Below are 22,838 nucleotides of genomic sequence, written 5' to 3'. Positions count from 1 at the left end.
CACGGCGGCCCGGTCGGACTCAGCGCACGCGGGCCACCGTCCGCGGGGTGCCGGGGACGTCCGGACGGCCGGCGAGATCCGGCTGACCGGCGGCATCGGGGTGGGCGGCGAAGTCGGGGTGACCGGGCAGGTCCCACTGGCCGGGGACGTGCGGGGTGTCGGACGCGTAGGGGTTTCCCGGCACGGGGCGGCCGGACCCGTACGGGTTCCCCGGTACGGCCGGTCCGCCCGCCGTGAGATCCGGTCCGCGTACGTCCAGTTGCCCGGGTTCACCACGACCGCCGGGGCGGCCGCCCCAAACACCCACCACACCGGGTGCGGCGGGAGCACCAGACCCTCCCGACGGCGCCGGCGGCGAGAACGCGCCGCCCTCCCAAGGAGAGCCGTCCTCCCAGGGAGAGGGGGCCTGAGCGGCCGGAGGTGAGGAGGGGGCAGGGGTGGCGAAGGTGTTGGGGGCCGGGGCGTTGGGGGCGGGCGTGTGGGGTCCGGGCGTGGGGGGTCCGGGCGTGGGGGACGGTGGCGGTGGCGGGGTCTGGGCGGATGACGGGGCGGGGGCGGGCGTCGGCGCCGGGGCGGGCGTGGGGGCCTGGGCCGGGGCGGGCATCGGGGCAGCGGCCTGGCCCCGGGGCTGGGGCCGGTCCGGGCCGGGAGCCGGTGCGGGCCGGGCAGCCGGTGCGGGCCGGGCAGCCGGTGCGGGCCGGGCAGCCGGTGCGGGCGCGGCGGCCGCCCCGCCGCCCGGTGACGACGCGGCGGCCGAAGCCGGAGGAACGGGCGAGGCCGGAGGAGCAGCCGAAGCCGGAGCGGCAGCAGCAGAAGGCCCGGGAGCCGCAGCCGAAGCGGCAGCAGACGAGGGCCCAGGAGCCGAAGCCGAAGCGGCGCCCCCCACCTGCCGGGATGCCGGCCCGCCTATGGCCGCCGGCCCCTGGCCCGAGCCGCCACCCCCCGTCGCCCGTTCCCTCGCCAGCGGGGCGGCGCAGAACGCACAGCGGTCGCCGAGGAGTTCCCGGCCGCACCAGCCGCACTCCTCGCGGCGTACGGAAGTCACCAGCTGATAGAGGACCGACACATCCGGTATGGCCGCCGCGAATTCGATCAGCTTCTGCGTGCCCCACCACCGGGCGGACTCGGCGGGCAGCCGGGTCTCGTACACCCCCTGCACCTGCCAGCCCGGGGCGAGCGCGCCGGTGACCCACTCCGAGGTGAGCTGGCCGCGGGCGACCGCGAGTTGGGTGGCGAAACCGGGCGCGGGCAGTCCGGCCTCGGTGCTGTGCCGGTCCAGGTGCAGCAACTGCGGCTGGGGATGGGCCAGCACCGCGAAGTGCGCGCCGGGCAGCCAGGACTTCATATGGGCGCGCAGATCGACCTCGACCCGGTCCAGGCCGCTGACGCTGCCCAGCAGGGCGCCGGCGTGAATGTAGTGGGTCAGCAGCCGGGCCGCGCTGGCCAGCACCCCGGGGCTGAGATCGCACAACGACAACTGCCGCAGCTGACGGGCCAGTAAGGCGACCCCCAGCGGCGGCAGGGACAGCGGCACGATGGCGATCCGGTCGCTCTCCAGGACGGCGCGGAGGGTGTGCAGCCGGCGGATGTGTTCCGGCGGGCAGACGGAGGAGTACAGCACGACGAGATGGCCGTGGTGTTCCAGTACCGCGCTGGTCTCCGTCAGGGCGTCGTCCAGCGGCTGGAGATGCGGGGCCTGAAGGACGACGGCGGCGAGGGTCTGGCGGTCGGTCGCGGGCAGCGCGAGGTCAGGGCTGGTGACTGCAATCGCGGTCGGCACGTCGCTCCCCCACTCCCTCCGGCCGCCGGGGGTCCCGGGACCGCGGATCGGCACAGCTCTGCGCCATCGGCGCCATTCGCTCAGCACTTTATCCACAGAGATACGTCCCAGAGAACACGTTCTGGGCTACTCGTCATGACCATCACCCCGCAGGGAAATGGCGGATACCGGCCAAGCGTCCCCCACGGGAACATCCGCTTCCGACCGGACTCTTGACAGAGCGATTGGTCTGGACCACGTTGTACGGCACGCACAGGGGCCCCTGAACACGCATCCGCACTCTCCCCAACTTCCCCCCACACGGAGGCAGTCGTGGTTCGCGCACGCTCAGGAAGACCGAAGACCGGGCCGGGTAACGGGCCGAACACCGGGCCGAATTCCGGGCCGAATTCCGAGCCGGGGAACGGGCCAGGGAACGGGCCGGGAAACCGGCCGTCGGCCGAACTGCCCGCGAGGCTGCTGGCCGGCCTCACCGCCGCGGTGCTGACCACGGCCGGCCTCGTCGGGACGAGCACCGCCCAGGCGGCCGGGACGCACACCCCGGCACCCTCCGCCGCGGCCATCACCACCGCCGCCGTCCCCCGGCACGCGGTCACCGGCTACTGGCAGAACTTCGACAACGGCGCCACGGTGCAGAAACTCAAGGATGTCGACGACGCCTACGACATCATCGCGGTCTCGTTCGCCGAGGCGACCGGGCAGCCCGGCGCGGTCACCTTCCGTCTCGACCCGGCCGTCGGCTATGGCTCCACCGACGAATTCAAGGCAGATATCAAGGCGAAGCAGGCGGCCGGCAAGTCGGTGATCCTCTCCGTCGGCGGTGAGCGGGGCGCGGTGTCCGTCAACGACGCCGCCTCCGCACGGAACTTCGCCGACTCCGTCAGCGGCCTGATGGACGAGTACGGCTTCAACGGCGTCGACATCGATCTGGAGAACGGCCTCAACTCGACCTATATGACCCAGGCGCTCAAGTCCGTGCACGACCGGCACGGCGATGTCGTGGTCACCATGGCCCCGCAGACCATCGATATGCAGTCACCGCAGAACGAGTACTTCAAGACGGCGCTCGGGATCAAGGACTTCCTGACCGCCGTCAACATGCAGTACTACAACAGCGGTTCGATGAACGGCTGCGACGGCAAGGTCTACGCCCAGGGCACGGTCGACTTCCTGACCGCGCTCGCCTGTATCCAGCTGGAAGGCGGGCTCGACCCGTCCCAGGTCGGCATCGGCGTACCGGCCTCCGCCCGCGCGGCCGGCGGCGGCTACGTCGCCCCGTCCGTCGTCAACGCCGCGCTGGACTGCCTCACCCGGGGCAGCAACTGCGGCTCCTTCAAGCCCTCCCGGACCTACCCGGGCCTCCGTGGCGCGATGACCTGGTCCACCAACTGGGACGCGGCCAACGGCAGCGCCTTCGCGAACCAGGTGGGCGCGCACGTCCACGGCCTTCCGTAACGGCGCCCCCGCACCACGTGGCCACGCCCCAGGTCCCGCGCACCTCGTGCACGGGACCCGGGGTGCGGCTCCTGCCTCAGCTCACCGGCGCGTGGCCTTCGGCTTCGGCAGCACACAGCCGTCGGCGTTCAGGTCCAGCTTGTTGCCGTCGCCGAAGCACTTCGGTATCTGGTACGTCTCCTGGGCGTATCCGATGCCCTTGCGCACCGTGGTCTTGCCGTTCTCGTCCACCTCACAGGGGTTGTTGAGAGTGCACTCCTCGCCGCTCTCGTTGGTGGTGTTGTTGACGGCCGTGACCTTGCCGGTCGCGGTGTCGACCACCGGCGATCCGGACGTGCCGCCGATGATCTGGCACTCCGGGGTGTAGCGGACCGAGTCCTTCCAGGTCCACTCGCCCTCCTTGAGGGTGGAGGCGAACCCGTCGATGCCGCAGGAGTAGATCTTCTTCCAGTAGCCGGAGACGATGCTGATCTTCGCGCCCTTGGCCGGGTGCTCGGTGGCCAGCTCCAACGGCTTGATCTTGTACTTCTTCTCGATCTCGGCGTAGGTCGACCCGGTCTCGTAGATCGAGACATCGGTGTCGGTCATCGTGGCGTAGGCGACCTTGGTGGCCTTGATCGTGCCCAGCTTGCCGGCCGACTTGTCCAGCAGGGTGAAGCTGCGGCTGGACGGCTTGTCGACGACGACCTCGCCGGCGCCGGGCATACCGCCTTCCAGGCAGTGGCCGTTGGACATCACCAGCGCCGGGTCCTCCGGCTTGGATCCGGGCATCCGGACGACCGAGCCGGAGCAGTTGCTCAGCGCGACACTGCCGGCGAAGTCCACCGCCTTGGTCTTCTTCTGCGTGGGGTGCTGAGCACCGTCCTGCGGCGCGGCGTGCGCCGTTCCGACGGTGCCCAGCAGGGTTGCGGCACCCAGTGCGGCCGTGGCCAGGGTGCCGACGAGAGGTCGGTTCATGTGGGGGTCCTCTCAGCGTCTGTCACCGAAGACCTTGCGGAGGCCTTCGGTTTTGTCGTGCGCATTGTTGGCGACTCGACACGGTCTGGCAATCAATTTCCGCCGCTCAGGAGGAAGTTGAGGGATTCGCCACTTCCGGTGGCCGATTCCGGTGGCCGATTCCCGCGCGCCCCACATATGGCCGCCCGACCTCTTGTCACGGCCATGACATAGGCCAAAACTGACGCCGTCGCTTCGCCTCACACCCCACAGGAGACCGCATGCGACCACGTATCCGCGGCGGACGCACCACTGTCCTCGCCGCACTCCTCTCCCTCGCGCTCGCCGCCCCGATCGCCGCCGCACAGGCGCAAGGCGCCCCTTCGGCCCGGCCCGCCGCCGACTCCACGGCGAGCGCCGAACTCCCCCATCAATACGAGGTGACGGGCCTCGCGACCCGTGCGGAGCGCACCGCCCTGGCCGCGACCGGCGTCAGCATCGACGAGGTCCACGCCCGCGCGGTCGTCATCACCGCGACCCGCGCCCAAGCCACCGCAATCCGTCAACTGGGCCATGCACTCCGTAAGTTGCCCGATCCACCGGGCTTCGCCACGCCGTCCCCGCACAAGCCCCGGGTCAAGGACTTCCCCACCGGCTACACGAAGTACCACACCTACGCCGAGGCCACGAAGGAGATCGACGCCCTCGTCGCCAAGTACCCGGCCATCCTGAGCAAACAGGTCATCGGCACCTCCCATGAGGGCCGCAACCTCCTCGCTCTCAAACTCAGCAAGAACGTCACCAAGGACGAGCAGGAGCCCGAGGTCCTCTTCACCGCCCACCAGCACGCCCGGGAACACCTCACCGTCGAGATGTCCCTCTACCTCCTCAACGAGTTCACCTCGAAGTACGGGACCGATCCCCGCATCACCAAGATGCTCGACTCCCGCGAGATCTGGATCATCCCGGATCTGAACCCGGACGGCGGCGAGTACGACATCGCCTCCGGTGCCTTCCGCAGCTGGCGCAAGAACCGCCAGCCCAACGCCGGGTCCAGCAGCGTGGGCACCGACCTCAACCGCAACTGGGACTTCAAGTGGGGCTGCTGCGGCGGCTCCTCCTCCAGCCCCTCCTCCGAGACCTACCGCGGCAAGTCCCCCGCCTCCGCCCCCGAGGTCCAGGTGATCTCAAAGTTCGTCCACGGCCGCAACATCGGCGGCAAACAGCAGATCAAGGCCGCCATCGACTTCCACACCTACAGCGAACTGGTGCTGTGGCCCTTCGGCTTCACCGACGACGACACCGGCGAGGGCATGACCCAGGACGACCACGACGCCTTCGCCACCATCGGCAAGAACATGGCCGCCACCAACGGCTACACCCCCGAGCAGTCCAGCGATCTGTACATCACCGACGGTTCGATCGACGACTGGCTCTGGGGCGACCAGCGCATCTTCGCGTACACCTTCGAGATGTATCCGTCCTCGTTCGGCTCCGGCGGCTTTTACCCGAAGGACTCGGTGATCCCGAAGGAAACCGCCCGCAACCGTGAGGCGGTCCTGCAACTACTGGAACTGGCCGACTGCCCGTACCGGGCGATCGGCAAGGAAGGCCAGTACTGCAAGGGGAGCTGACCGCACGACAACGGCCCGAAGGGCGCCCGGCCCGGCCCCGTGCCGACGCCGGGCGCCCCTCCGTCGTTCCCCTACGGGGCGCTACAGCAGGTGGTCGGCCTTGCCGGCCTTTATCTCGCGTATCACGCGGATGAGGGTGCGGAGGGCTTCGCGGGTGTCGGTCACGTAGGCGTGCTCGGTGCCCGCTACGGCCGTGGGCGGAGTCCACCCCACCACGCAGGTGGAGGGCCCTGGCCACCGGCGCCTACACCACCAGGCTCACCACCGCCGCCACCCCGAACCCCGCCACCGACAGCACCGACTCCAGCACCGTCCACGACTTCAGGGTGTCCCGCTCCGAGATGCCGAAGTACTTGCTGACCATCCAGAAGCCCCCGTCGTTCACATGCGAAGCGAAGATCGACCCCGCCGAGATCGCCATGATGATCAGGGCCAGATGGGCCTGCGACATGCTCTGGCCCTCGACGAGGGGGACGACGATGCCCGCCGTGGTGACGATGGCGACCGTGGCGGAGCCCTGGGCGACGCGGAGGACGAGGGAGAGGAGGTAGGCGAGGACGATGACCGGGAGGCCGACGTGGTGGAAGGTGTCGGAGAGGGCGGTGGCGACGCCGCTGGCCTTGAGGACGGCGCCGAAGACGCCGCCGGCGCCGACCACGAGGATGATGTTGCCGACCGGCTTGAGTGAGGCGGTCGAGACGGTTCCCAGGGACGTGCGGGACCAGCCGCGGCGGATGCCCAGCAGGTAGTACGACAGCAGCAGGGCGATCGTCAGGGCCACGAAGGGGTGGCCGAAGAACTCGATGACCGAGCGGCCGGGCGAGGGGGCCAGGGCGATGGAGGAGAAGGTCGCCAGGAGGATGAGGAGCAGCGGGGTGCCGATGATGGTGAGGACGGTGCCCAGGGAGACCGGCCTTTCGTGTGAGGGGGCACCGGCTGCTGACGGGACGCCGGCCGCAGACGGGACGCCGGCCGCGGCCTTTTCGGCGGTGACCGCCGCCTTGGCCTCGTCGGCCGCATCGACCATGTCCTGCGGGACACCGACGTAGAGCCGCTTGCCGATCCAGGCCGCGTAGGCCCAGGCGGCGAGCACCGCCGGGATGCCGCAGACGAGGCCCATGAGGATGATCCAGCCCAGGTCGACCTTGAAGAGGCCGGCGGCCGCGACCGGGCCGGGGTGCGGAGGCAGGAAGGCGTGCGTCATGGAGAGGCCCGCGAGAAGCGGCATGCAGTAGAGGAGGATCGACTTGCCGGACCTCTTGGCGGCCGCGTAGACGATCGGGGCGAGGACGAAGATGCCCACGTCGAAGAAGACCGGGATGCCGAAGATCAGGCCGGTCAGGCCCATGGCGAGGGGTTCGCGCCGCTCGCCGAAGAGACGGAGCAGCCGGGCGCTCAGCACCTCGGCGCCGCCGGAGACTTCGAGGATCGCGCCGAGCATGGTGCCCAGGCCGATGATGATCGCGACATGCCCGAGGATGCCGCCCATGCCGGTCTCGATCAGCGAGACGGCGTCGGACTTCTGGACCGTGCCGAAGAGTTCGGTGACCGAGAGCCCGGCGGCCAGCCCGACCGCGATGGAGACGGTCAGCAGCGCGACGAACGGCTGGAGCCGGACCTTGATGATCAGTACGAGGAGCAGGGCGATGCCCAGGGCGGCGACCGTCAGGAGGCCCGCGGTGCCCGGTATCAGGGCGAGCAGTCCACCGGTGTGGGGTGGTGATGGCGGGGTGGCCGGGGCGGCGGTCGTGGCGGCAAGGTGCATGGGTGAACTCCCGTGGCAGGCAGCGGCTTTCCGGGTAGGGGGGACCGCGGCAGGGCGCCCCGTCGGTGCGGGGTGCCCTGCCGTGCGGCGGATGGTGCGGACGTACTAACGGCACAGCGGTCGGCTCACTGGTCGGCTCACCAAAGGCACAGCGGGTGGCTCAGCTCAGGACGGCGAGGGCGTCGATCTCGATGAGGAGCCCCTTGGGCAGACCGACGTAGACGGTGGTGCGGGCGGCGGGGGCCTCCTTGAGGCCCTGCTCTTCGAAGTAGGCGTTGTAGATCGCGTTCATCTCGGCGAAGTGCGCCACGTCGGTGAGGTAGACGCGGATCATCATCGCGTCGTCCCAACTGGCGCCGCCCTCTTCGAGGATGGCCTTGACGTTGGCGAGGGTCTGGAGGGTCTGCTCGCGCAGGGTGGGGCCGGCCGGGGTGGGGGCCTGGCCCTCGACGGCGGGGAGGAAGCCGACCTGGCCCGCGACCTGGAGGATGTTGCCCTTCTTGACGCCGTGGGAGAACTTCGCGGGCGGGGTGGTGTGGGTGGCCGGGGTGAGCGCGGTCTTCTCGGTCATGGGGTTCAGGCTTCCTCTGCGGGGTCGGTGGCTGACGGGGGGACGGCGGTTCCGGAGTACTCCCGGCTGATGGCGTCGGCGGTGCGGCGGACCAGCGGGAGCAGTCCGAGGAGTTCCTCGGCGCTGACGACGACATTCGGTGCGGAGACCGACATGGCGGCGACCAGGCGGCCGTCGGCGCCGCGGACGGGGGCCGCGACGCAGTTGATGGACTCCTCGTGGCCACCGAGGTCGGTGGCCCAGCCCTGTTCGCGGACCGTGGCCAGTTCGGCGAGGAACGCCGTGGCGTCATGGGTCGAACGGGACGTGTAGCGGGGGTAGTCGAGCTTCTCGGCGAGGGCGCGGCGCTCGGGTTCGGGGAGGTCGGCGAGGAGCAGCTTGGCGACCGCGGCGACCGTGATCGCGACGGGTTTGCCGATCCGGGAGTACATCCGGACCGGATAGCGGCTCTCCACCTTGTCGATGTAGAGGACCTCGTTCTCCTCGTGGACCGCGAGGTGGACGGTGTGTCCGCACTTCTCGTTGAGTGCGACGAGGTGAGGGTGGGCGATCTCGCGTACGTCGAGGTTCTCGACGGCCTGCTGGGCGAGGGCGAAGAGCCGGGCACCGAGGCGGTAGCGCTGGTCGGACTGGCGGTAGACGAAGCCGTGTTCATGGAGGGTGCGCAGCAGCCGGAGGGCCGTGGACTTGTGGACGCCGAGCCGGTCGGCGACCTGGCCCAGGTCGGCGGGCCCCTCGGCGAGCAGCGGCAGAATGCTCAGCGCCCGGTCGACGGTCTGGCTCATACCGGCACCTCGTTGCCCTCGGCCCGGTCGGCGGTCCGGCTCATACCGGCACCTCGCTTCGCCCGGCCCGCCGGTCGCCCGGGGCGCACCTCTCGATGGTTCTCGCACATGGCTCGTTCACTGCGTGGGTACCTCCTCGTCGGCCCTGTGGCCGGATGTGTCGGCGGCGGTCCAGCCGGGAGCGAGGTGCAGTGTCTCCCAGGCCGGGTCGTCGAGGGCGGCCAGTCGGTCGGCGTACGGCCGGCTCGGCGGGGTGGCGAGATCGCCGGGGACGGTGAGGGCGGCGGCCGCCCACAGATGGCCGTGCCGGAGGCGGGCGCGGTCCGGGAGGCCGCGGAGGGTGGCGGACAGGAAGCCGGCGGCGAAGGCGTCGCCGGCGCCCGTGGCCGCCACGAGGTCGACGTTCAGGGCCGGGACGAAGGTGGCGTCGTCGCGGCGGCCGCCCGGCTCCCGCGTCCGCCGGAACACGGTGGCTCCGGCCCTGCCCTGCTTGACGACCAGGGTGTGCGGTTCCGGCAGCGCCTGGCGGATGGCCCGGGGACCGTGCAGGCCCCAGGCGTCCCGGGCCTCGTCGTCGCCCACGAACACCAGGTCCGCGCCCCGTGCGAGGTCGAGCAGCACCCGTGCCCGCGCGGTGTCCCGCCACAGCCCCGGCCGGTAGTTGACGTCGAAGGAGAGGAGCGGACGCCCGGGGCGGCGGGTGGTCAGCTCCCGCAGCAGGCCGAGGCAGTCCGCGGACAGCGCCGCAGTGATGCCGGACAGATGCAGGATCCGGCCGGCGTACAGGGCGGCCGGGTCCAGGTCGGCCGCCGTCATGGCGGAGGCGGCGGAACCGGCGCGGTAGTAGGCGACTTCGTGGGTGCCGGTGGCGCGGTCGCCGGCGGTGCGGAAGTAGACGCCGGTGGGGCGCAGCGGGTCGCGCCGGACGTGGCGGACGTCGACGCCGCAGTCGGCGATGGCGGTCAGCAGGTGGTCGCCGAAGCCGTCGGTGCCGACCCGGGAGATCCATCGGGTGGTGTGGCCGGTGCGGGCGAGGGTGCAGGCGACGTTGGATTCGGCACCGCCGATGGCACGGTCGAAGGAGGGGACATCGGCGAGCCGCCCGGGCAGCCGCGGCAGGAAGGTGACCATGGACTCGCCGAGGCAGACGACATCGACGTCCGGAACGGGTGCGCCGTCCGGAGCCCGACTGTCGCCGGCGTTCGAGGACCTGGTCACGATCGGATGCGCTCCTTCGCTGTACGGCTCACCCGGGCGCGGTGGGAGCGGCGGTTCGGGTGTCGTCCGGGGCGGTGTCCAGGGCCCGTTCCGGCCCGTTTTGCACGATGCTTCTCACCATTGACCGGGCGATGGCCCGGATGTTAGACAGCTGTACGCGATATGCGCAATGAGCGTTGCAGAGAGTGCAACAGGAACTTGGAGGAGGCCCCATGGCCGGCGAGCGGCTCGCGCAGGGACTCAAGGGACTCGCGGACGAACGGGTCGATCACCGCTTCAAGGCGCTCCCGCCCGACGCCGAAGGGCTCACCGTCGGGGAGCTGGCCGCCGAGCGCCGCAACCTCTTCGACGGCGGCTTCACCACCCCCGTCCTCGCCCTCTCCGCCGAGTCGGTCGAGCACAACCTCGCCCTGATGGAGACCTACGCCGACCGGCACGGCCTCGCCTTCGCCCCGCACGGCAAGACCTGTATGGCCCCGCAGCTCTTCGCCCGGCAGCTGGAGCACGGCGCCTGGGGCATCACCGCCGCCGTCCCCCACCAGGTCCGCGTCTACCGCGCCTACGGCATCCAGAAGATCTTCCTCGCCAACGAGGTCGTGGACCCGGCCGCACTGCGCTGGCTCGCCGCCGAACTCGCCGACGACCCCGGCTTCCAGCTCATCTGCTACGTCGACTCGCTGCGCGGTATCGAGCTGATGGACCGCACCCTGCGGGAGGCCGGGGCGACCCGCCCGGTGGATGTGGTCGTCGAGCTGTGCGCCGGCGAGGGCGCGCGTACCGGTGTCCGCACCGAGACCGAGTGCCTGGAACTCGCCGATGCCATCGCGGGGGTGGACACCCTGCGCCTGGTGGGCGTGGCGGGCTACGAGGGCGAGGTGCCCGAGGCCACCCCGGAGCGGGTGACCGCTTACCTGCGCCGACTGGTCGCGCTGGCCGAGGCGTTCGACAAGGCGGGCCGGTTCGCCGACCTGGACCAGATCGTGGTCAGCGCCGGCGGCAGCGCCTGGTTCGACGCGGTCGCCGAGGTCTTCGCGGACCTCCCCACGCTGTCGGCGCCCGTCCTCAAGCTGCTGCGCTCGGGCGCGTACGTCTCGCACGACGACGCCCATTACCGCCGGCTCACCCCCTTCAACCGCGTCCCGGAGGAGGGCGCCCTGCACCCCGCCTTCCGGCTGTGGGCCCAGGTCGTCTCCCGCCCCACGACCGAGCAGGCGTTCCTCAACGCGGGCAAGCGCGACGCGGCGTACGACCTGGATCTGCCGCAGGCCCAGGTGGTCCGGTCCGGCCGGGACGGCACCGAACGCCCGGCGGACGGCCTCACCGTCACCAAGCTGTCCGACCAGCACGCCTGGGTCGACACCGAGCGCGCCGGCGATGTGGAGGTCGGCGACTGGGTCGCCCTCGGGCTCTCGCACCCCTGCACCATCTTCGACAAGTGGCAGCTGATCCCCCTCGTCGAACAGGACGGCACGGTCACGGACTTCATCCGGACCTTCTTCTAGGACCTGCCCGGCGGGGCCTTGACCCCGTGGGCTTCCCGGGCCGGAGCTCTGCTCCCGCCCCCGGACGCCGGCGGTGCGCGCCGATCCCCCGCGGTGCGCGCCGCCGGCCCCGGACCCTGCGACCGCACGTCCCCTGGGCGACGCTCCGGGGCACCGAGAGAGGCAGGCCCAGCCATGGAGACGGTGTTCCGCGGCGTACGCGTCGTCGACGGGTCCGGCGGTCCGTCCTACCGCGCCGATGTCGCCCTGTCCGGCGGCCGGATCGCGGCCATCCACCGCGAGTCGGACGGCGGTCCGCGGCCGGGCGCCGCCCGCGTGGTGGAGGGCCAGGGCCTCGCCCTCTCCCCCGGCTTCATCGATATGCACGCGCACAGCGACCTGGCACTGCTGCGGGACCCCGGGCACGAGGCGAAGGCCGCCCAGGGCGTCACCCTCGAAGTCCTCGGCCAGGACGGCCTGTCGTACGCACCGGTCGACGACCGCACCCTCGCCGAGGTCCGCGCCCAGATCACCGGCTGGAACGGCGGAGCGCCCGGGGACGCCTCCGTCGACTTCAGCTGGCGCACCGTCGGCGGCTACCTCGACCGCCTCGACCACGGCTTCGACGGCCGGGGCATCGCCGTCAACGCCGCCTATCTCGTCCCGCAGGGCACGGTACGGATGCTCACCCTCGGCTGGGACGACCGCGCGGCCACCGCCGACGAGCTGGACCGCATGCGGCAGCTGGTCGCCGAGGGCCTGGAACAGGGCGCGGTCGGCATGTCCTCCGGTCTGACCTACACCCCCGGGATGTACGCCTCCGACACCGAACTGACCGAACTGTGCCGGGTGGTGGCCCGCTACGGCGGCTACTACTGCCCGCACCACCGCTCCTACGGCGCCGGTGCCCTCCAGGCGTACGAGGAGATGGTGGCGCTCACCCGCGAGGCCGGCTGTGCGCTGCATCTGGCGCACGCCACCATGAACTTCGGCGTCAACGAGGGCCGCGCGCCCGAGCTGCTCGCCCTCCTGGACGACGCGCTGGACGCCGGCGCGGACCTCACCCTGGACACCTATCCGTACACCCCCGGCTGTACGACCCTGGTGGCCATGCTGCCGAGCTGGGCGAGCGAGGGCGGCCCCGGGGTGATCCTGGCCCGCCTCCGGGACGACGCGACGGCCGCCCGCATCCGGCACGTCATGGAGGTGGAGGGCGCGGACGGCTGTCACGGGGTGCCCATGGACTGGGACACCATCGAGATCTCCGGGGTGTCGCACCCCGAGCTGGCGGACCACGTCGGCAAGACCGTGGCCCGCGCTGCCGCGGAGCGCGGCGAGGAGCCCTGGCAGACCGCCCGCCGGCTGCTGATCGAGGACCGTCTGGGCTCGACGATCCTCCAGCACGTCGGCCACGAGGGCAACGTCCGCCGGATCATGCGCCACCGGGTGCACACCGGCGGCAGCGACGGCATCCTCCAGGGCGCCAAACCGCATCCGCGGGCGTACGGCACCTTCCCCCGGTACCTCGGCCGGTACGTCCGCGAGCTGGGCGTGCTGTCGCTGGAGGAGTGCGTCGCCCATCTGACGGGCCGTCCGGCCGCCCGGCTGCGGCTCCCCGACCGCGGCCTGGTACGCGAGGGTTACCGCGCCGACCTGGTCCTCTTCGACCCGGAAACGGTCGCCGCCGGGTCCACCTTCGACGCCCCGCGCACGCTGCCCACCGGCATTCCGCATGTCCTGATCGAGGGCCGGTTCGTGATGGAGGACGGCCGGCGGACGGACGTACTGGCGGGCCGGTCGGTACGGCGGACGGCGCCGGGCCGGGGCTGAGGTCAGCCGGGCGGCGGCAGCTCCCCCGCGGCCGCGCGCAGGACCAGCCGTTCGATCTCCGGTCCGCTGCTCGTCAGATGGGCCCCCAACTGCCCGGTCAGCGTGGTCCGTTCCGGGGTGACCCGGCCCGCGTAGAAGACGACCGGGCCGGTGTAGCGGCCCTCCCGCCGCAGCCGCCCGATGTGCTCCAGGCCCTCCCGCGGATTGCCTCCCCGGTCGATATCGGAAACGATCATCGTCGGCCGCTCGACGGCGAGGGCGGCGTCCGCGGCGGCCGAGTCCTCGGCGATCCGCACCACCGCGCCCGCCGCGCGGAAGGCGTTGACCAGCGACTCGTTGTTCCGCGGATGATCGTCCACCCACAGGATGTGCACACCGTGCAGCATCCCGTCCGCGGCACGGTGCGCCCCGGCCCCCGGCGGCGCGCCGTACGCCCCCGCCGGGGACGCGGTCCGGGGCGGGCGCGCCTGGAGGTACGAGGCGGGCTCCGGCTCCACCGGGGCGGGGAGCGCGGCTCCCTCGCGCAGCCGCCGCAGCAGTTCCTCGGAGCGCGGCAGCGCCACCAGACCGTCGAGCAGCGAGGTGAACCCCTGGTCGGTCACCATCTCCGGGAAGCCGCTGGGGAGTTGGCGCTCCAGACGGCTCAGCGTATCGGCCCCCGTGGCCATGTCCTGGTCCGGCAGGTCGTGTTCGTGAAGGAAGCGGTTGAGGCGGGAGCGCTCGGCGTCGGGGATCGGATCCGGGGCCCGCAGCAGCCGGCGCAGTTGCTGGTAGGTGCGGAACTCAGCGATCACATCGCCGGCGCCGGGCCCCCCGCCGCCGGCCACCATCCGGTAGAAGTCGGCGTAGAAGTACTGGAGCAGCAGCGTCCTGACCACCGCCTCGGGCGGGAAGTCCTCCCACATCGGATTGAGCGTCGCCTCCAGCACGAAGCCGTTCACCAGGCGCTTGATGCGGCGCGGATTACCGGCCGAGCGCTCCGCGAGCAGGGTGGTGAGCCGCTCGTCCAGAAGCCGGTCGATCCCGACGGCGCGGGCACACCGGTCGATGTACTCCCGGACGTCCTGCTGGTCGGCGACCGGAATGCGGTAGCTGGTCTGGAAAACCTTCTCCATGAACGCCGAGGCCGCGGGCGACGGGTCACGCAGCAGCCCGTTGGGCGCCAGCGCCGAACGGTCGCAGCCGATGACGAACGCCAGCCCCGGCACATCCAGATAGACCTTCACCGCCTCACAGACGGCGAGCACCGTCTCCTCGGAGCAGCGGTCGAGGTCGTCGACGAAGACGACCAGGAGGCGGCGCGGCCGGAACTCGGCGGTCTCGGACCACTCCTGGACCAGTGTGCCGATCGCCTCGCGCATCTCGTTGCGGGCCTGGGAGTTGACGGACAGGCCGCGCCACAGCTCGTCGACCAGACCGGCCACCCCGAGCGGCCCGGCGGCGACCGTGGTCACGGCCCGTACGGCCCGCAGCAGCGCGCCCCGCTCGGAGATCCGCTGAAGCCCGCGCCGCAGCACCCGCCGGTCGAAGCGCATCAGTACGGATTTGATCAGCCCTTCCAGCGCGTCGGCTCCGGTCGAGGTCCAGGCGTTGTACCAGACGGTGTGGACCTCGGGGGCGCGCGCCAGCTCCGCGTCGACCAGCCGCATCAGGCTGCTCTTTCCCATGCCCCAGCCGGCGTCGACGGCGAGGGTGAACGGGGTGGAGGCGCGGGAGGCGACCAGGAGTCCGGCGAGCCGGCGGGCGGCGCGGCCGGCGCCGAGCAGATCCGCGCCGGGCTCGGCCACCGGCTCGTCGTTGAGCAGCGCGAACGGGCCGTGGGGCGCGGAGGCGGCGGGAGCGGGCGAGGCCGGTGCGGCAGGTGCGGCCGGGGGTAACGGTGCCGAGGCGGGCATGTGCCGGAGCGTAGCGGCGCGCACCCCCGCCCGTGGGGGCCTCCGCGGAATCCGCACCCCCCCGAATCGTCACCGGGCGTGAGGAACTCCACACCGTCCGGTGATCAACGTGGGGAAAAACACCGGGCGGCCGCCGATACGCGCCCGTAAGGTGGCGGACATGCAGGTGATCCAGTCAACGAAGCTCGCCAACGTCTGCTACGAGATCCGTGGCCCGGTGCTTGAGGAGGCCATGCGGCTGGAGGCGGCGGGTCACCGCATCCTCAAGCTCAACACCGGCAACCCGGCGGCGTTCGGCTTCGAGTGCCCGCCCGAGATCCTGGAGGACATCCTCCGCACGGTCGGCACGGCGCACGGCTACGGGGACGCCAAGGGCCTGCTCTCCGCCCGCCGCGCGGTGATGCAGCACTACCAGACGCAGGGCATCGACCTCTCCGTCGACGACATCTACCTGGGCAACGGCGTCTCCGAGCTGATCCAGATGTCGATGCAGGCGCTGCTGGACGACGGCGACGAGGTGCTGGTCCCGGCCCCGGACTATCCGCTGTGGACGGCATCCGTCTCGCTCTCCGGCGGCACGGCCGTGCACTACCGCTGCGACGAGCAGGCGGACTGGATGCCGGACCTGGCCGACATCGAGCGCAAGGTCACCGACCGCACCAAGGCCATCGTCGTCATCAACCCCAACAACCCCACGGGTGCCGTGTACGACGACGAGCTGCTGCGCGGTATCGCGGAGATCGCCCGCCGGCACAACCTGATCGTCTGCGCCGACGAGATCTACGACAAGATCCTCTACGACGGCGTCACCCACACACCCTTCGCCTCGCTCGCCCCCGACCTGCTGACCCTGACCTTCAACGGGCTGTCCAAGTCGTACCGGGTCGCGGGCTACCGCAGCGGCTGGATGGCGGTCTGCGGCCCGAAGGCGCATGCCACCTCGTACATCGAGGGGCTGACGATCCTCGCCAATATGCGGCTGTGCGCCAATATGCCGGCCCAGCACGCGGTCGCCACCGCGCTCGGCGGCCGGCAGTCGATCAACGATCTGGTGCTGCCCGGCGGCCGGCTGCTGGAGCAGCGCGACACGGCGTATGAGCTGCTGACCCAGATCCCCGGCGTCAGCTGCGTCAAGCCGAAGGGCGCGCTGTACGCCTTCCCGCGGCTGGATCCCAAGGTCTACAAGGTCAAGGACGACCGGCAGATGGTGCTGGACCTGCTGCGCGCCGAGAAGATCATGATCGTCCACGGCACCGGCTTCAACTGGCCGGAGCCCGATCACTTCCGCCTGGTCACGCTGCCCAGCAAGGACGATCTGGCGGATGCCGTCACCCGAATCGGCTCCTTCCTCGACGGCTACGGACAGTACTGACCCGGAGCGGTCTTCTATAAGAGCCACAACTTTAGACAGCGTCTAAGCTAGGATGGTCTCCTGAACGTTTTCAGGAGGCCGTCCCATGTACGAACCGATCCGCACCAAGTCGGTCCACACCATGGCCGCCGCCCCGGAGATCCCGCACCGCTCGCGCGAGCAGGAGCTGGACATCCGGCTCGCCGGACAGCTGACCGCGCTGCTCACCGTCACCGATGAGCTGCATGCGCTGGCGACGCGGACGGACGGCGGTGCGCCGCAGGACGCCGGGCTGGACGGCGCCGAGCTGGCCGCTGCCGCCGAGCGCATCGCCGAGCAGGTCGCCCGGCTGAGCGGCGGCCACTATCCGCTGCGCGCCGAGCCCACCGACGGCGGCACCCCGGCCCGGATCGAGGCCCTCCAGCAGCGCGCCCGCACCCTCGCCGGGAACGCCCTGGCGGTCGCCACCACCCGTGACGACGCGGCGGCGCGGGAACTGGCCGCCGAGCGGATGGCGGCGCACACGGCACCGCACCGGGATCTCGCCACGGCCTGAACCGGGCGGGTGCCCGGGACCCGGCCGCCCCTCCCTCGCCTCACTCGACCGGCCCAACCGGCCGGCGCCTCTTCCCGGGCACGGTTCGGGCTGCCACCGGTCACTCAGCGCGAGCGCCGGGCCTGGCGGGGGCTGAACTCCCCGTACGGACAGGGAGTATGAGGGCGGCGGGAGCGGGCCCGGCAGGCGTTCACGAGCCGGGGCCCCGCACCTGAGAGATGCGGGGCCCCGGCCGGGCGTTGTGCGGTGCGGTGACTAGCCGAGCCGCTGGACCAGTGCGCGGTACTCGTCCCACAGCTCCTTCGGCGTGTGGTCACCGAAGGTGTTGAGGTGCTCGGGGATCAGCGCCGCCTCCTCGCGCCACACGTCCTTGTCGACGGTGAGCAGGAAATCGAGGTCGGCGTCGTCGAGGTCGAGGCCCGTGGTGTCCAGCGACTCCTTGGTGGGCAGCACACCGATGGGGGTCTCGACGCCCTCGGCCTTGCCCTCCAGCCGCTCGACGATCCACTTGAGCACCCGGCCGTTCTCGCCGAAGCCCGGCCACACGAAGCGGCCCTTGTCGTCCTTGCGGAACCAGTTGACGTAGTAGATCTTCGGCAGCTTGGCCTGGTCCTTGTCGGCGCCGACCTTGACCCAGTGACCCATGTAGTCACCCATGTTGTAGCCGCAGAACGGCAGCATGGCGAACGGGTCCCGGCGCAGCTCGCCGACCTTGCCCTCGGCCGCGGCGGTCTTCTCGCTGGCGACGTTGGCGCCGAGGAAGACGCCGTGCTGCCAGGTCAGCGACTCGGTCACCAGCGGCACGGCGCTGGCGCGGCGGCCACCGAAGAGGATCGCCGAGATCGGCACGCCCTTGGGGTCCTCCCACTCGGGCGCGATGATCGGGCACTGGCCGGCCGGGACGGTGAAGCGGGCATTGGGGTGGGCGGCGGGGGTCTCGGACTCCGGCGTCCAGTCGTTGCCCTTCCAGTCGGTCAGATGGGCGGGCTTCTCCTCGGTCATGCCCTCCCACCACACATCGCCGTCGTCGGTGAGCGCGACATTGGTGAAGACGGAGTTGCCCCACATCGTCTTCATGGCATTGGCGTTGGTGTGCTCGCCGGTGCCGGGCGCGACGCCGAAGAAGCCGGCCTCGGGGTTGATGGCGTAGAGGCGGCCGTCCTCGCCGAAGCGCATCCAGGCGATGTCGTCACCGATGGTCTCGACGGTCCAGCCGGAGATCGTCGGCTCCAGCATCGCGAGGTTGGTCTTGCCGCAGGCGCTCGGGAAGGCGGCGGCGACGTACTTGGACTCGCCCTGCGGCGGGGTGAGTTTGAGGATCAGCATGTGCTCGGCGAGCCAGCCCTCGTCGCGCGCCATGACGGAGGCGATGCGCAGCGCGTAGCACTTCTTGCCGAGCAGGGCGTTGCCGCCGTAGCCGGAGCCGTAGGACCAGATCTCCCGGTCCTCGGGGAAGTGCGAGATGTACTTGGTGGAGTTGCACGGCCACGGCACATCGGCCTCACCCTCGGCCAGGGGCGCACCGAGCGAGTGCACCGCCTTGACGAAGAAGCCGTCCTCGCCGAGCTCGTCGAGCACCGGCTGACCCATGCGCGTCATGGTGCGCATCGAGACCGCGACATAGGCGGAGTCGGTGATCTCCACGCCGATCGCGGAGAGCGGAGAGCCGAGCGGGCCCATGCAGAACGGGACGACGTACATCGTCCGGCCGCGCATCGAACCGCGGAAGATGCCCTGCTCACCGGCGAAGATCTCGCGCATTTCGGCGGGGTTCTTCCAGTGGTTCGTCGGGCCGGCGTCCTCCTCCTTCTCGGAGCAGATGAAGGTGCGGTCCTCGACCCGCGCCACGTCCGAGGGGTCGGAGGCCGCGTAGTACGAGTTGGGGCGCTTGATCGGGTCGAGCTTCTTGAACGTGCCCTTGTCGACGAGCTCCTCGCACAGACGCTCGTACTCCGCCTCCGAGCCGTCACACCAGACGACCCGGTCGGGCTGGGTGATCGCTGCGATCTCGTCGACCCAGGAGATGAGTCCTTGATGACGGGTGAGGACGGGGGGAGCCGCGTTGTCGCGCGCCACGATCGCTCCTAGATGAGGGTATGGACAGATTTATGCCCGATTTGGCCGGGAAAATCCGCTTCTTTTGATGTCTGCCCCTTGGGGGCTGCGACCCGGATGCTTCGTGACCGCTCATCCGGTGCCGACGGCACTCATTTGATCATCCGACCGTTATGGGGTTCTGTCCAGAGGGCGCTTTCGTGACCGTCACCACTTCGGCACCAATCCGTAACTTACGGTCGCGTAGGTAGCATTGCGCCATGACTTCCGCGCCCGACGCCGCCGAGAGCCAGCCCCCCTCCGCGCCGCCCGCGATCGCGGCGGTCGCCGCCGTGACCGCGCCCCTCAAGCCCAAACTCCGCGGCTGGCTGCACGCCGGAATGTTCCCCGCCGTCCTCCTCTCCGGCGTCATACTCACCGCCCTCGCCGACAGCCCCCGCGGCCGCCTGGCCTGCGCCATCTACACCCTGACCGCCTGCCTGCTCTTCGGGGTCAGCGCCCTTTACCACCGCGGAAATTGGGGCCCGCGCGCCGACGGCGTACTGCGCCGGCTCGATCACGCCAATATCTTTCTGATCATCGCGGGCACCTATACGCCGCTGACGATGCTGCTCATGCCCGGCTCCCGAGGACAGACACTGCTCTGGGCCGTCTGGGCGGCCGCACTGGCCGGAATCATCTTCCGGGTCTTCTGGGTCGGCGCCCCACGCTGGCTCTACACCCCCTGCTACATCGCCATGGGCTGGGCCGCCGTCTTCTTCCTGCCCGACTTCCTGCGCACCGGCGGCGTCGCCGTCCTCGTCCTGGTCATCGTCGGCGGGCTGCTCTACAGCGCCGGCGGCGTGATCTACGGCCTCAAGCGCCCCAACCCCTCACCCCGGTGGTTCGGCTTCCACGAGGTCTTCCACTCCTTCACCCTGGCGGCCTTCGTCGTGCACTACGTCGGCATCTCCCTGGTGGCTTATACGCACACCTGAGGCCCCGCCCCAGCGGCCGACCGGCCCGATATCCCCGCGCCCCCCGTGGCCGCGGCCTTCCCGGCCGCGGCCACGCGCCGTATCGAGACCTTCACCGAGCACGCCCCCACCCCCATAAATCACTCACAGTAATCATTCCCACGCCCCAGCGTGACACACCCCACTGACAGCGCCGAGGGCACGGAAGGCGCGGACAGCGCTGCGAACACGGAGAGTGTTGAGCGCAGCGACCGCACTGAGCGCGCCGCCGACCGAAGCCGCTGTCCGGGGCGCCGTCCCGCACGGGCCGGGGCACCGTCCCGCACGGGCCGGGGCGTGGCCTCCTGGGCGCGCGATGCCCGACAATGCTGCGCATGGTTTCCGCACGTACCCCTGCCACCGCGCCGCCCGGAACACCGAAGATCGGGCTCCGGGAGCGGAAGAAGATCCAGACCCGGGAGGCGATCCGACGGGCCGCCTACCGGCTCTTCGAGGAGCAGGGATACGACGCGACCCCCATCGACCAGATCGCCGAGGCCGCCGATGTCTCGCCGAGCACGGTCTTCCGCTACTTCCCGACCAAGGAAGACATCGTGCTCACGGACGAGTACGACACCGTGCTGGAGGCGGGACTGCGGGCCCGTCCCGCGGACGAGCCGATGGTCGAATCGATGCGGCGGGTCGCGGTCGAGGCACTGCGCGAGCTCACCGCCGCGGACCGCGGCGAACTCGTCCAGCGCATCCGGCTGGTCCGTGACGTACCCGCCATCCGGGGCCGTACGGCGGAGAACAACGCCCGGGACACCGCGTTGATCAGCGCGGTGCTGGCGGAGCGCACCGGCCGCCCGGCCGACGACCTGGAGCTGCGGGTGATCAGCGCCGCGGTCCTGGCCGCGCTCCAGGAGGCGATGCTGCACTGGGTCGCGGGCGGTCAGCACACCGAACTGGAGGCGCTGATCCACCGGACGATGGATGTGCTGGCGCGGGGCCTCACGCTCTGAGGGCGGGGCCGTCCGGGGCCGGCCCGCCGTCGTCGCGTCGGTCTCCGCCGTTCCGTCCGCCGCCGTCGTTCCTTCCGCCGCCGTCGACCCGTGCGCCGTCGCCGGCCGCCACATCCCCGTCCCCCGCGCCCCGGTTGAGTACGTCCCTCTTCCGCGCCTCTCCGTTGAGTACGTGCTCGATTCCCGTTGCCCCCTGGAGCAGTTCTTCGTCCGTGCCGGATCCGCCGATGAGTTGGAGGCCGAGCGGCAGGCCGTTGGGGGCGCGGCCGGCGGGCAGGCTGATGGCCGGCAGCCCGGCGTTGCTCCACGGCAGGCACATGATCGAGGTGCCGGTAGTGGTGAGACCGGCAGGCGCGGGACCGGTGGCCGACGGGGCGATCCACAGGTCGACACCGGCCGCGGCGCGGTCCGCCGCGAGCCGGGCGCGGAAGGCATGACGCCGTATTCGGGCCGCCTCGTAGGCGGCGTCCCCGATCGTCCGGCCTTCCTGGATGGCCGCCGTGGTCTGCCGGCGGTAGCGGTCGCCGAAGCGGGCGAACCAGTCCCGGTGCGCACGGGCGACTTCATAGCGGTTCATCGTGAACAGCTGCTCGACGATCTGCTCGAAGTCGTCCATCACCGGCACCTCGTGGACGGTGTACCCGGCGGATCGCAGCAGCTCCTGCTGCTCCTCGAAGGCGCGCAGCGCCGCGTCGTCGGCGCGCTCCAGGTAGGGACCGGCCGACACGCCCAGTACCGGGCGCGGCCCGGGCCCCACCACGGCCTCCGGTCGCCATCCGTCGACCAGCACCGACGCCGCCAGGGCGACACCCGCCACGTCCGTGGCGTAGCAGCCGAGGGTGTCGAAGCTCGCGGCGTTGGGGATCACTCCGTCGACCGGTATCCGCCCGTAGGACGGTTTGAAGCCGACCACTCCGCAGTACGCGGCGGGCCGGATCATCGAGCCGACGGTCTGTGTCCCGATGGCCAGCGGCACCATCCCGGCGGCGACCGCGGCCGCCGAACCGCTGCTCGAACCGCCGGGCGTATGCGCCGGGTTGTGCGGATTGCGGGTCGGGCCCGGGGCGGTGACCGCGAACTCCGCGGTGACGGTCTTTCCGGCGATCAGCGCACCGGCGGCACACAGCCGGTCGACGACGCCGGCCTGCCGGCCGCCGAGCACCTCGGGCGGCAGCGCCGAGCCCGCGCGGGTGGGCAGTCCGTCGACCCGCACGATGTCCTTGATGCCCACGGGGACGCCATGGAGGACGGGCCGGCCGACGGGGTCCCGCACAGCGGCGGCCGCCCGACGCGCCGCCTTCAGGAGCCGCGTACGCCGCCCCGTCTCCGCCACGAAGGCCCGCACCTCCGGATCGACGGCGTCGATGCGGTCGCAGGTGCGGTGGACCGCGTCGACGGGGTCTTCGGTGCCGGCCCGCAGCGCCGCGGCTTCCTGGACGAGGGATCGCTTCTTGAGCAAGTTCGTCACTCTGCGAGGCTACAACCGGCCTCTGACAGTGGCCGGTTGCCTCGGCTCCGCCACCGCGTCCCGGGGCCGGGTCCTCACAACTCCACCAGGACGGCGCCCAG

General features: G+C 71.2%; 18 protein-coding genes. 8 read left to right on the top strand and 10 right to left on the bottom strand.

Annotated features, from left to right (window positions below; genetic code table 11):
* Nucleotides 1–19: 19 nt before the first annotated feature.
* Entirely contained in the window at nt 20–1,780 is a 1,761-nt protein-coding gene (locus TU31_RS39010; protein WP_042147970.1) for a hypothetical protein, read from the bottom strand.
* 444 nt (nt 1,781–2,224) lie between these two features.
* Between TU31_RS39010 and TU31_RS02115 the strand changes: the two genes are divergently transcribed.
* Complete coding sequence (locus TU31_RS02115) at nt 2,225–3,235, top strand: chitinase (protein WP_042149819.1); 1,011 nt, start codon at nt 2,225–2,227, stop codon at nt 3,233–3,235.
* An 81-nt stretch (nt 3,236–3,316) separates the two neighbouring features.
* Here TU31_RS02115 and TU31_RS02110 read toward each other — a convergent pair whose 3' ends face one another.
* Nucleotides 3,317–4,192: a S1 family peptidase gene (locus TU31_RS02110; protein ID WP_042147967.1), complete on the bottom strand. Its 876-nt coding sequence runs from the start codon at nt 4,190–4,192 to the stop codon at nt 3,317–3,319.
* A gap of 260 nt (nt 4,193–4,452) precedes the next feature.
* On the opposite strand from TU31_RS02110, the gene TU31_RS02105 reads away from it, so the two are divergent.
* Nucleotides 4,453–5,805, top strand: coding sequence for a M14 family metallopeptidase (locus TU31_RS02105; protein WP_042147964.1), 1,353 nt, complete (start codon nt 4,453–4,455; stop codon nt 5,803–5,805).
* An 81-nt stretch (nt 5,806–5,886) separates the two neighbouring features.
* On the opposite strand, the gene TU31_RS40185 is transcribed toward TU31_RS02105, so the two are convergent.
* The 5 genes from TU31_RS40185 to TU31_RS02085 form a co-directional block, all read right to left on the bottom strand.
* Nucleotides 5,887–6,021, bottom strand: coding sequence for a hypothetical protein (locus tag TU31_RS40185; protein ID WP_275451769.1), 135 nt, complete (start codon nt 6,019–6,021; stop codon nt 5,887–5,889).
* A gap of 28 nt (nt 6,022–6,049) precedes the next feature.
* Complete coding sequence (locus tag TU31_RS02100; RefSeq protein WP_042147961.1) at nt 6,050–7,570, bottom strand: GntP family permease; 1,521 nt, start codon at nt 7,568–7,570, stop codon at nt 6,050–6,052.
* 160 nt (nt 7,571–7,730) lie between these two features.
* The gene (locus TU31_RS02095; RefSeq protein ID WP_042147958.1) at nt 7,731–8,141 is read right to left on the bottom strand and encodes a RidA family protein; all 411 of its coding nucleotides are present in this window, start codon (nt 8,139–8,141) and stop codon (nt 7,731–7,733) included.
* A gap of 5 nt (nt 8,142–8,146) precedes the next feature.
* Nucleotides 8,147–8,926, bottom strand: a complete 780-nt coding sequence (locus TU31_RS02090) for an IclR family transcriptional regulator (RefSeq protein ID WP_042147955.1) — start codon at nt 8,924–8,926, stop codon at nt 8,147–8,149.
* Between the two features lie 117 nt (nt 8,927–9,043).
* Nucleotides 9,044–10,057 (bottom strand): sugar kinase, encoded by a 1,014-nt coding sequence (locus TU31_RS02085; RefSeq protein ID WP_042149817.1) that lies wholly within the window; start codon nt 10,055–10,057, stop codon nt 9,044–9,046.
* A 299-nt stretch (nt 10,058–10,356) separates the two neighbouring features.
* Between TU31_RS02085 and TU31_RS02080 the strand changes: the two genes are divergently transcribed.
* Both TU31_RS02080 and TU31_RS02075 read left to right on the top strand, forming a co-directional pair.
* Nucleotides 10,357–11,646, top strand: coding sequence for an amino acid deaminase (locus tag TU31_RS02080; protein ID WP_042147952.1), 1,290 nt, complete (start codon nt 10,357–10,359; stop codon nt 11,644–11,646).
* Nucleotides 11,647–11,820: 174 nt separating this feature from the next.
* Nucleotides 11,821–13,455: an N-acyl-D-amino-acid deacylase family protein gene (locus TU31_RS02075; RefSeq protein ID WP_042147949.1), complete on the top strand. Its 1,635-nt coding sequence runs from the start codon at nt 11,821–11,823 to the stop codon at nt 13,453–13,455.
* A 2-nt stretch (nt 13,456–13,457) separates the two neighbouring features.
* Here the strand turns inward: TU31_RS02075 and TU31_RS02070 are convergent, their stop codons facing one another.
* Nucleotides 13,458–15,350: a KAP family P-loop NTPase fold protein gene (locus TU31_RS02070; RefSeq protein ID WP_052718818.1), complete on the bottom strand. Its 1,893-nt coding sequence runs from the start codon at nt 15,348–15,350 to the stop codon at nt 13,458–13,460.
* Between the two features lie 160 nt (nt 15,351–15,510).
* Between TU31_RS02070 and TU31_RS02065 the strand changes: the two genes are divergently transcribed.
* Together TU31_RS02065 and TU31_RS02060 are read left to right on the top strand one after the other, a co-directional pair.
* Nucleotides 15,511–16,722: a pyridoxal phosphate-dependent aminotransferase gene (locus tag TU31_RS02065; protein WP_042149813.1), complete on the top strand. Its 1,212-nt coding sequence runs from the start codon at nt 15,511–15,513 to the stop codon at nt 16,720–16,722.
* Nucleotides 16,723–16,807: 85 nt separating this feature from the next.
* Nucleotides 16,808–17,257, top strand: a complete 450-nt coding sequence (locus tag TU31_RS02060) for an SCO4983 family protein (protein ID WP_042147947.1) — start codon at nt 16,808–16,810, stop codon at nt 17,255–17,257.
* 255 nt (nt 17,258–17,512) lie between these two features.
* On the opposite strand, the gene TU31_RS02055 is transcribed toward TU31_RS02060, so the two are convergent.
* Nucleotides 17,513–19,333, bottom strand: a complete 1,821-nt coding sequence (locus TU31_RS02055) for a phosphoenolpyruvate carboxykinase (GTP) (RefSeq protein WP_042147944.1) — start codon at nt 19,331–19,333, stop codon at nt 17,513–17,515.
* Nucleotides 19,334–19,572: 239 nt separating this feature from the next.
* On the opposite strand from TU31_RS02055, the gene trhA reads away from it, so the two are divergent.
* Together trhA and TU31_RS02045 are read left to right on the top strand one after the other, a co-directional pair.
* Complete coding sequence (trhA, locus tag TU31_RS02050; protein ID WP_042147942.1) at nt 19,573–20,289, top strand: PAQR family membrane homeostasis protein TrhA; 717 nt, start codon at nt 19,573–19,575, stop codon at nt 20,287–20,289.
* A 353-nt stretch (nt 20,290–20,642) separates the two neighbouring features.
* Entirely contained in the window at nt 20,643–21,269 is a 627-nt protein-coding gene (locus tag TU31_RS02045; protein WP_245698378.1) for a TetR/AcrR family transcriptional regulator, read from the top strand.
* Here TU31_RS02045 and TU31_RS02040 read toward each other — a convergent pair.
* On the bottom strand, nt 21,259–22,737 hold the full coding sequence (locus TU31_RS02040; protein WP_045867289.1) for an amidase: 1,479 nt from the start codon (nt 22,735–22,737) through the stop codon (nt 21,259–21,261). The genes TU31_RS02045 and TU31_RS02040 overlap by 11 nt on opposite strands.
* Nucleotides 22,738–22,838 lie beyond the last annotated feature (101 nt).

The sequence above is a fragment of the Streptomyces lydicamycinicus genome, assembly GCF_000829715.2.
Lineage (GTDB): Bacteria > Actinomycetota > Actinomycetes > Streptomycetales > Streptomycetaceae > Streptomyces > Streptomyces lydicamycinicus.
This window is presented reverse-complemented; position numbering and strand designations above follow the sequence as displayed.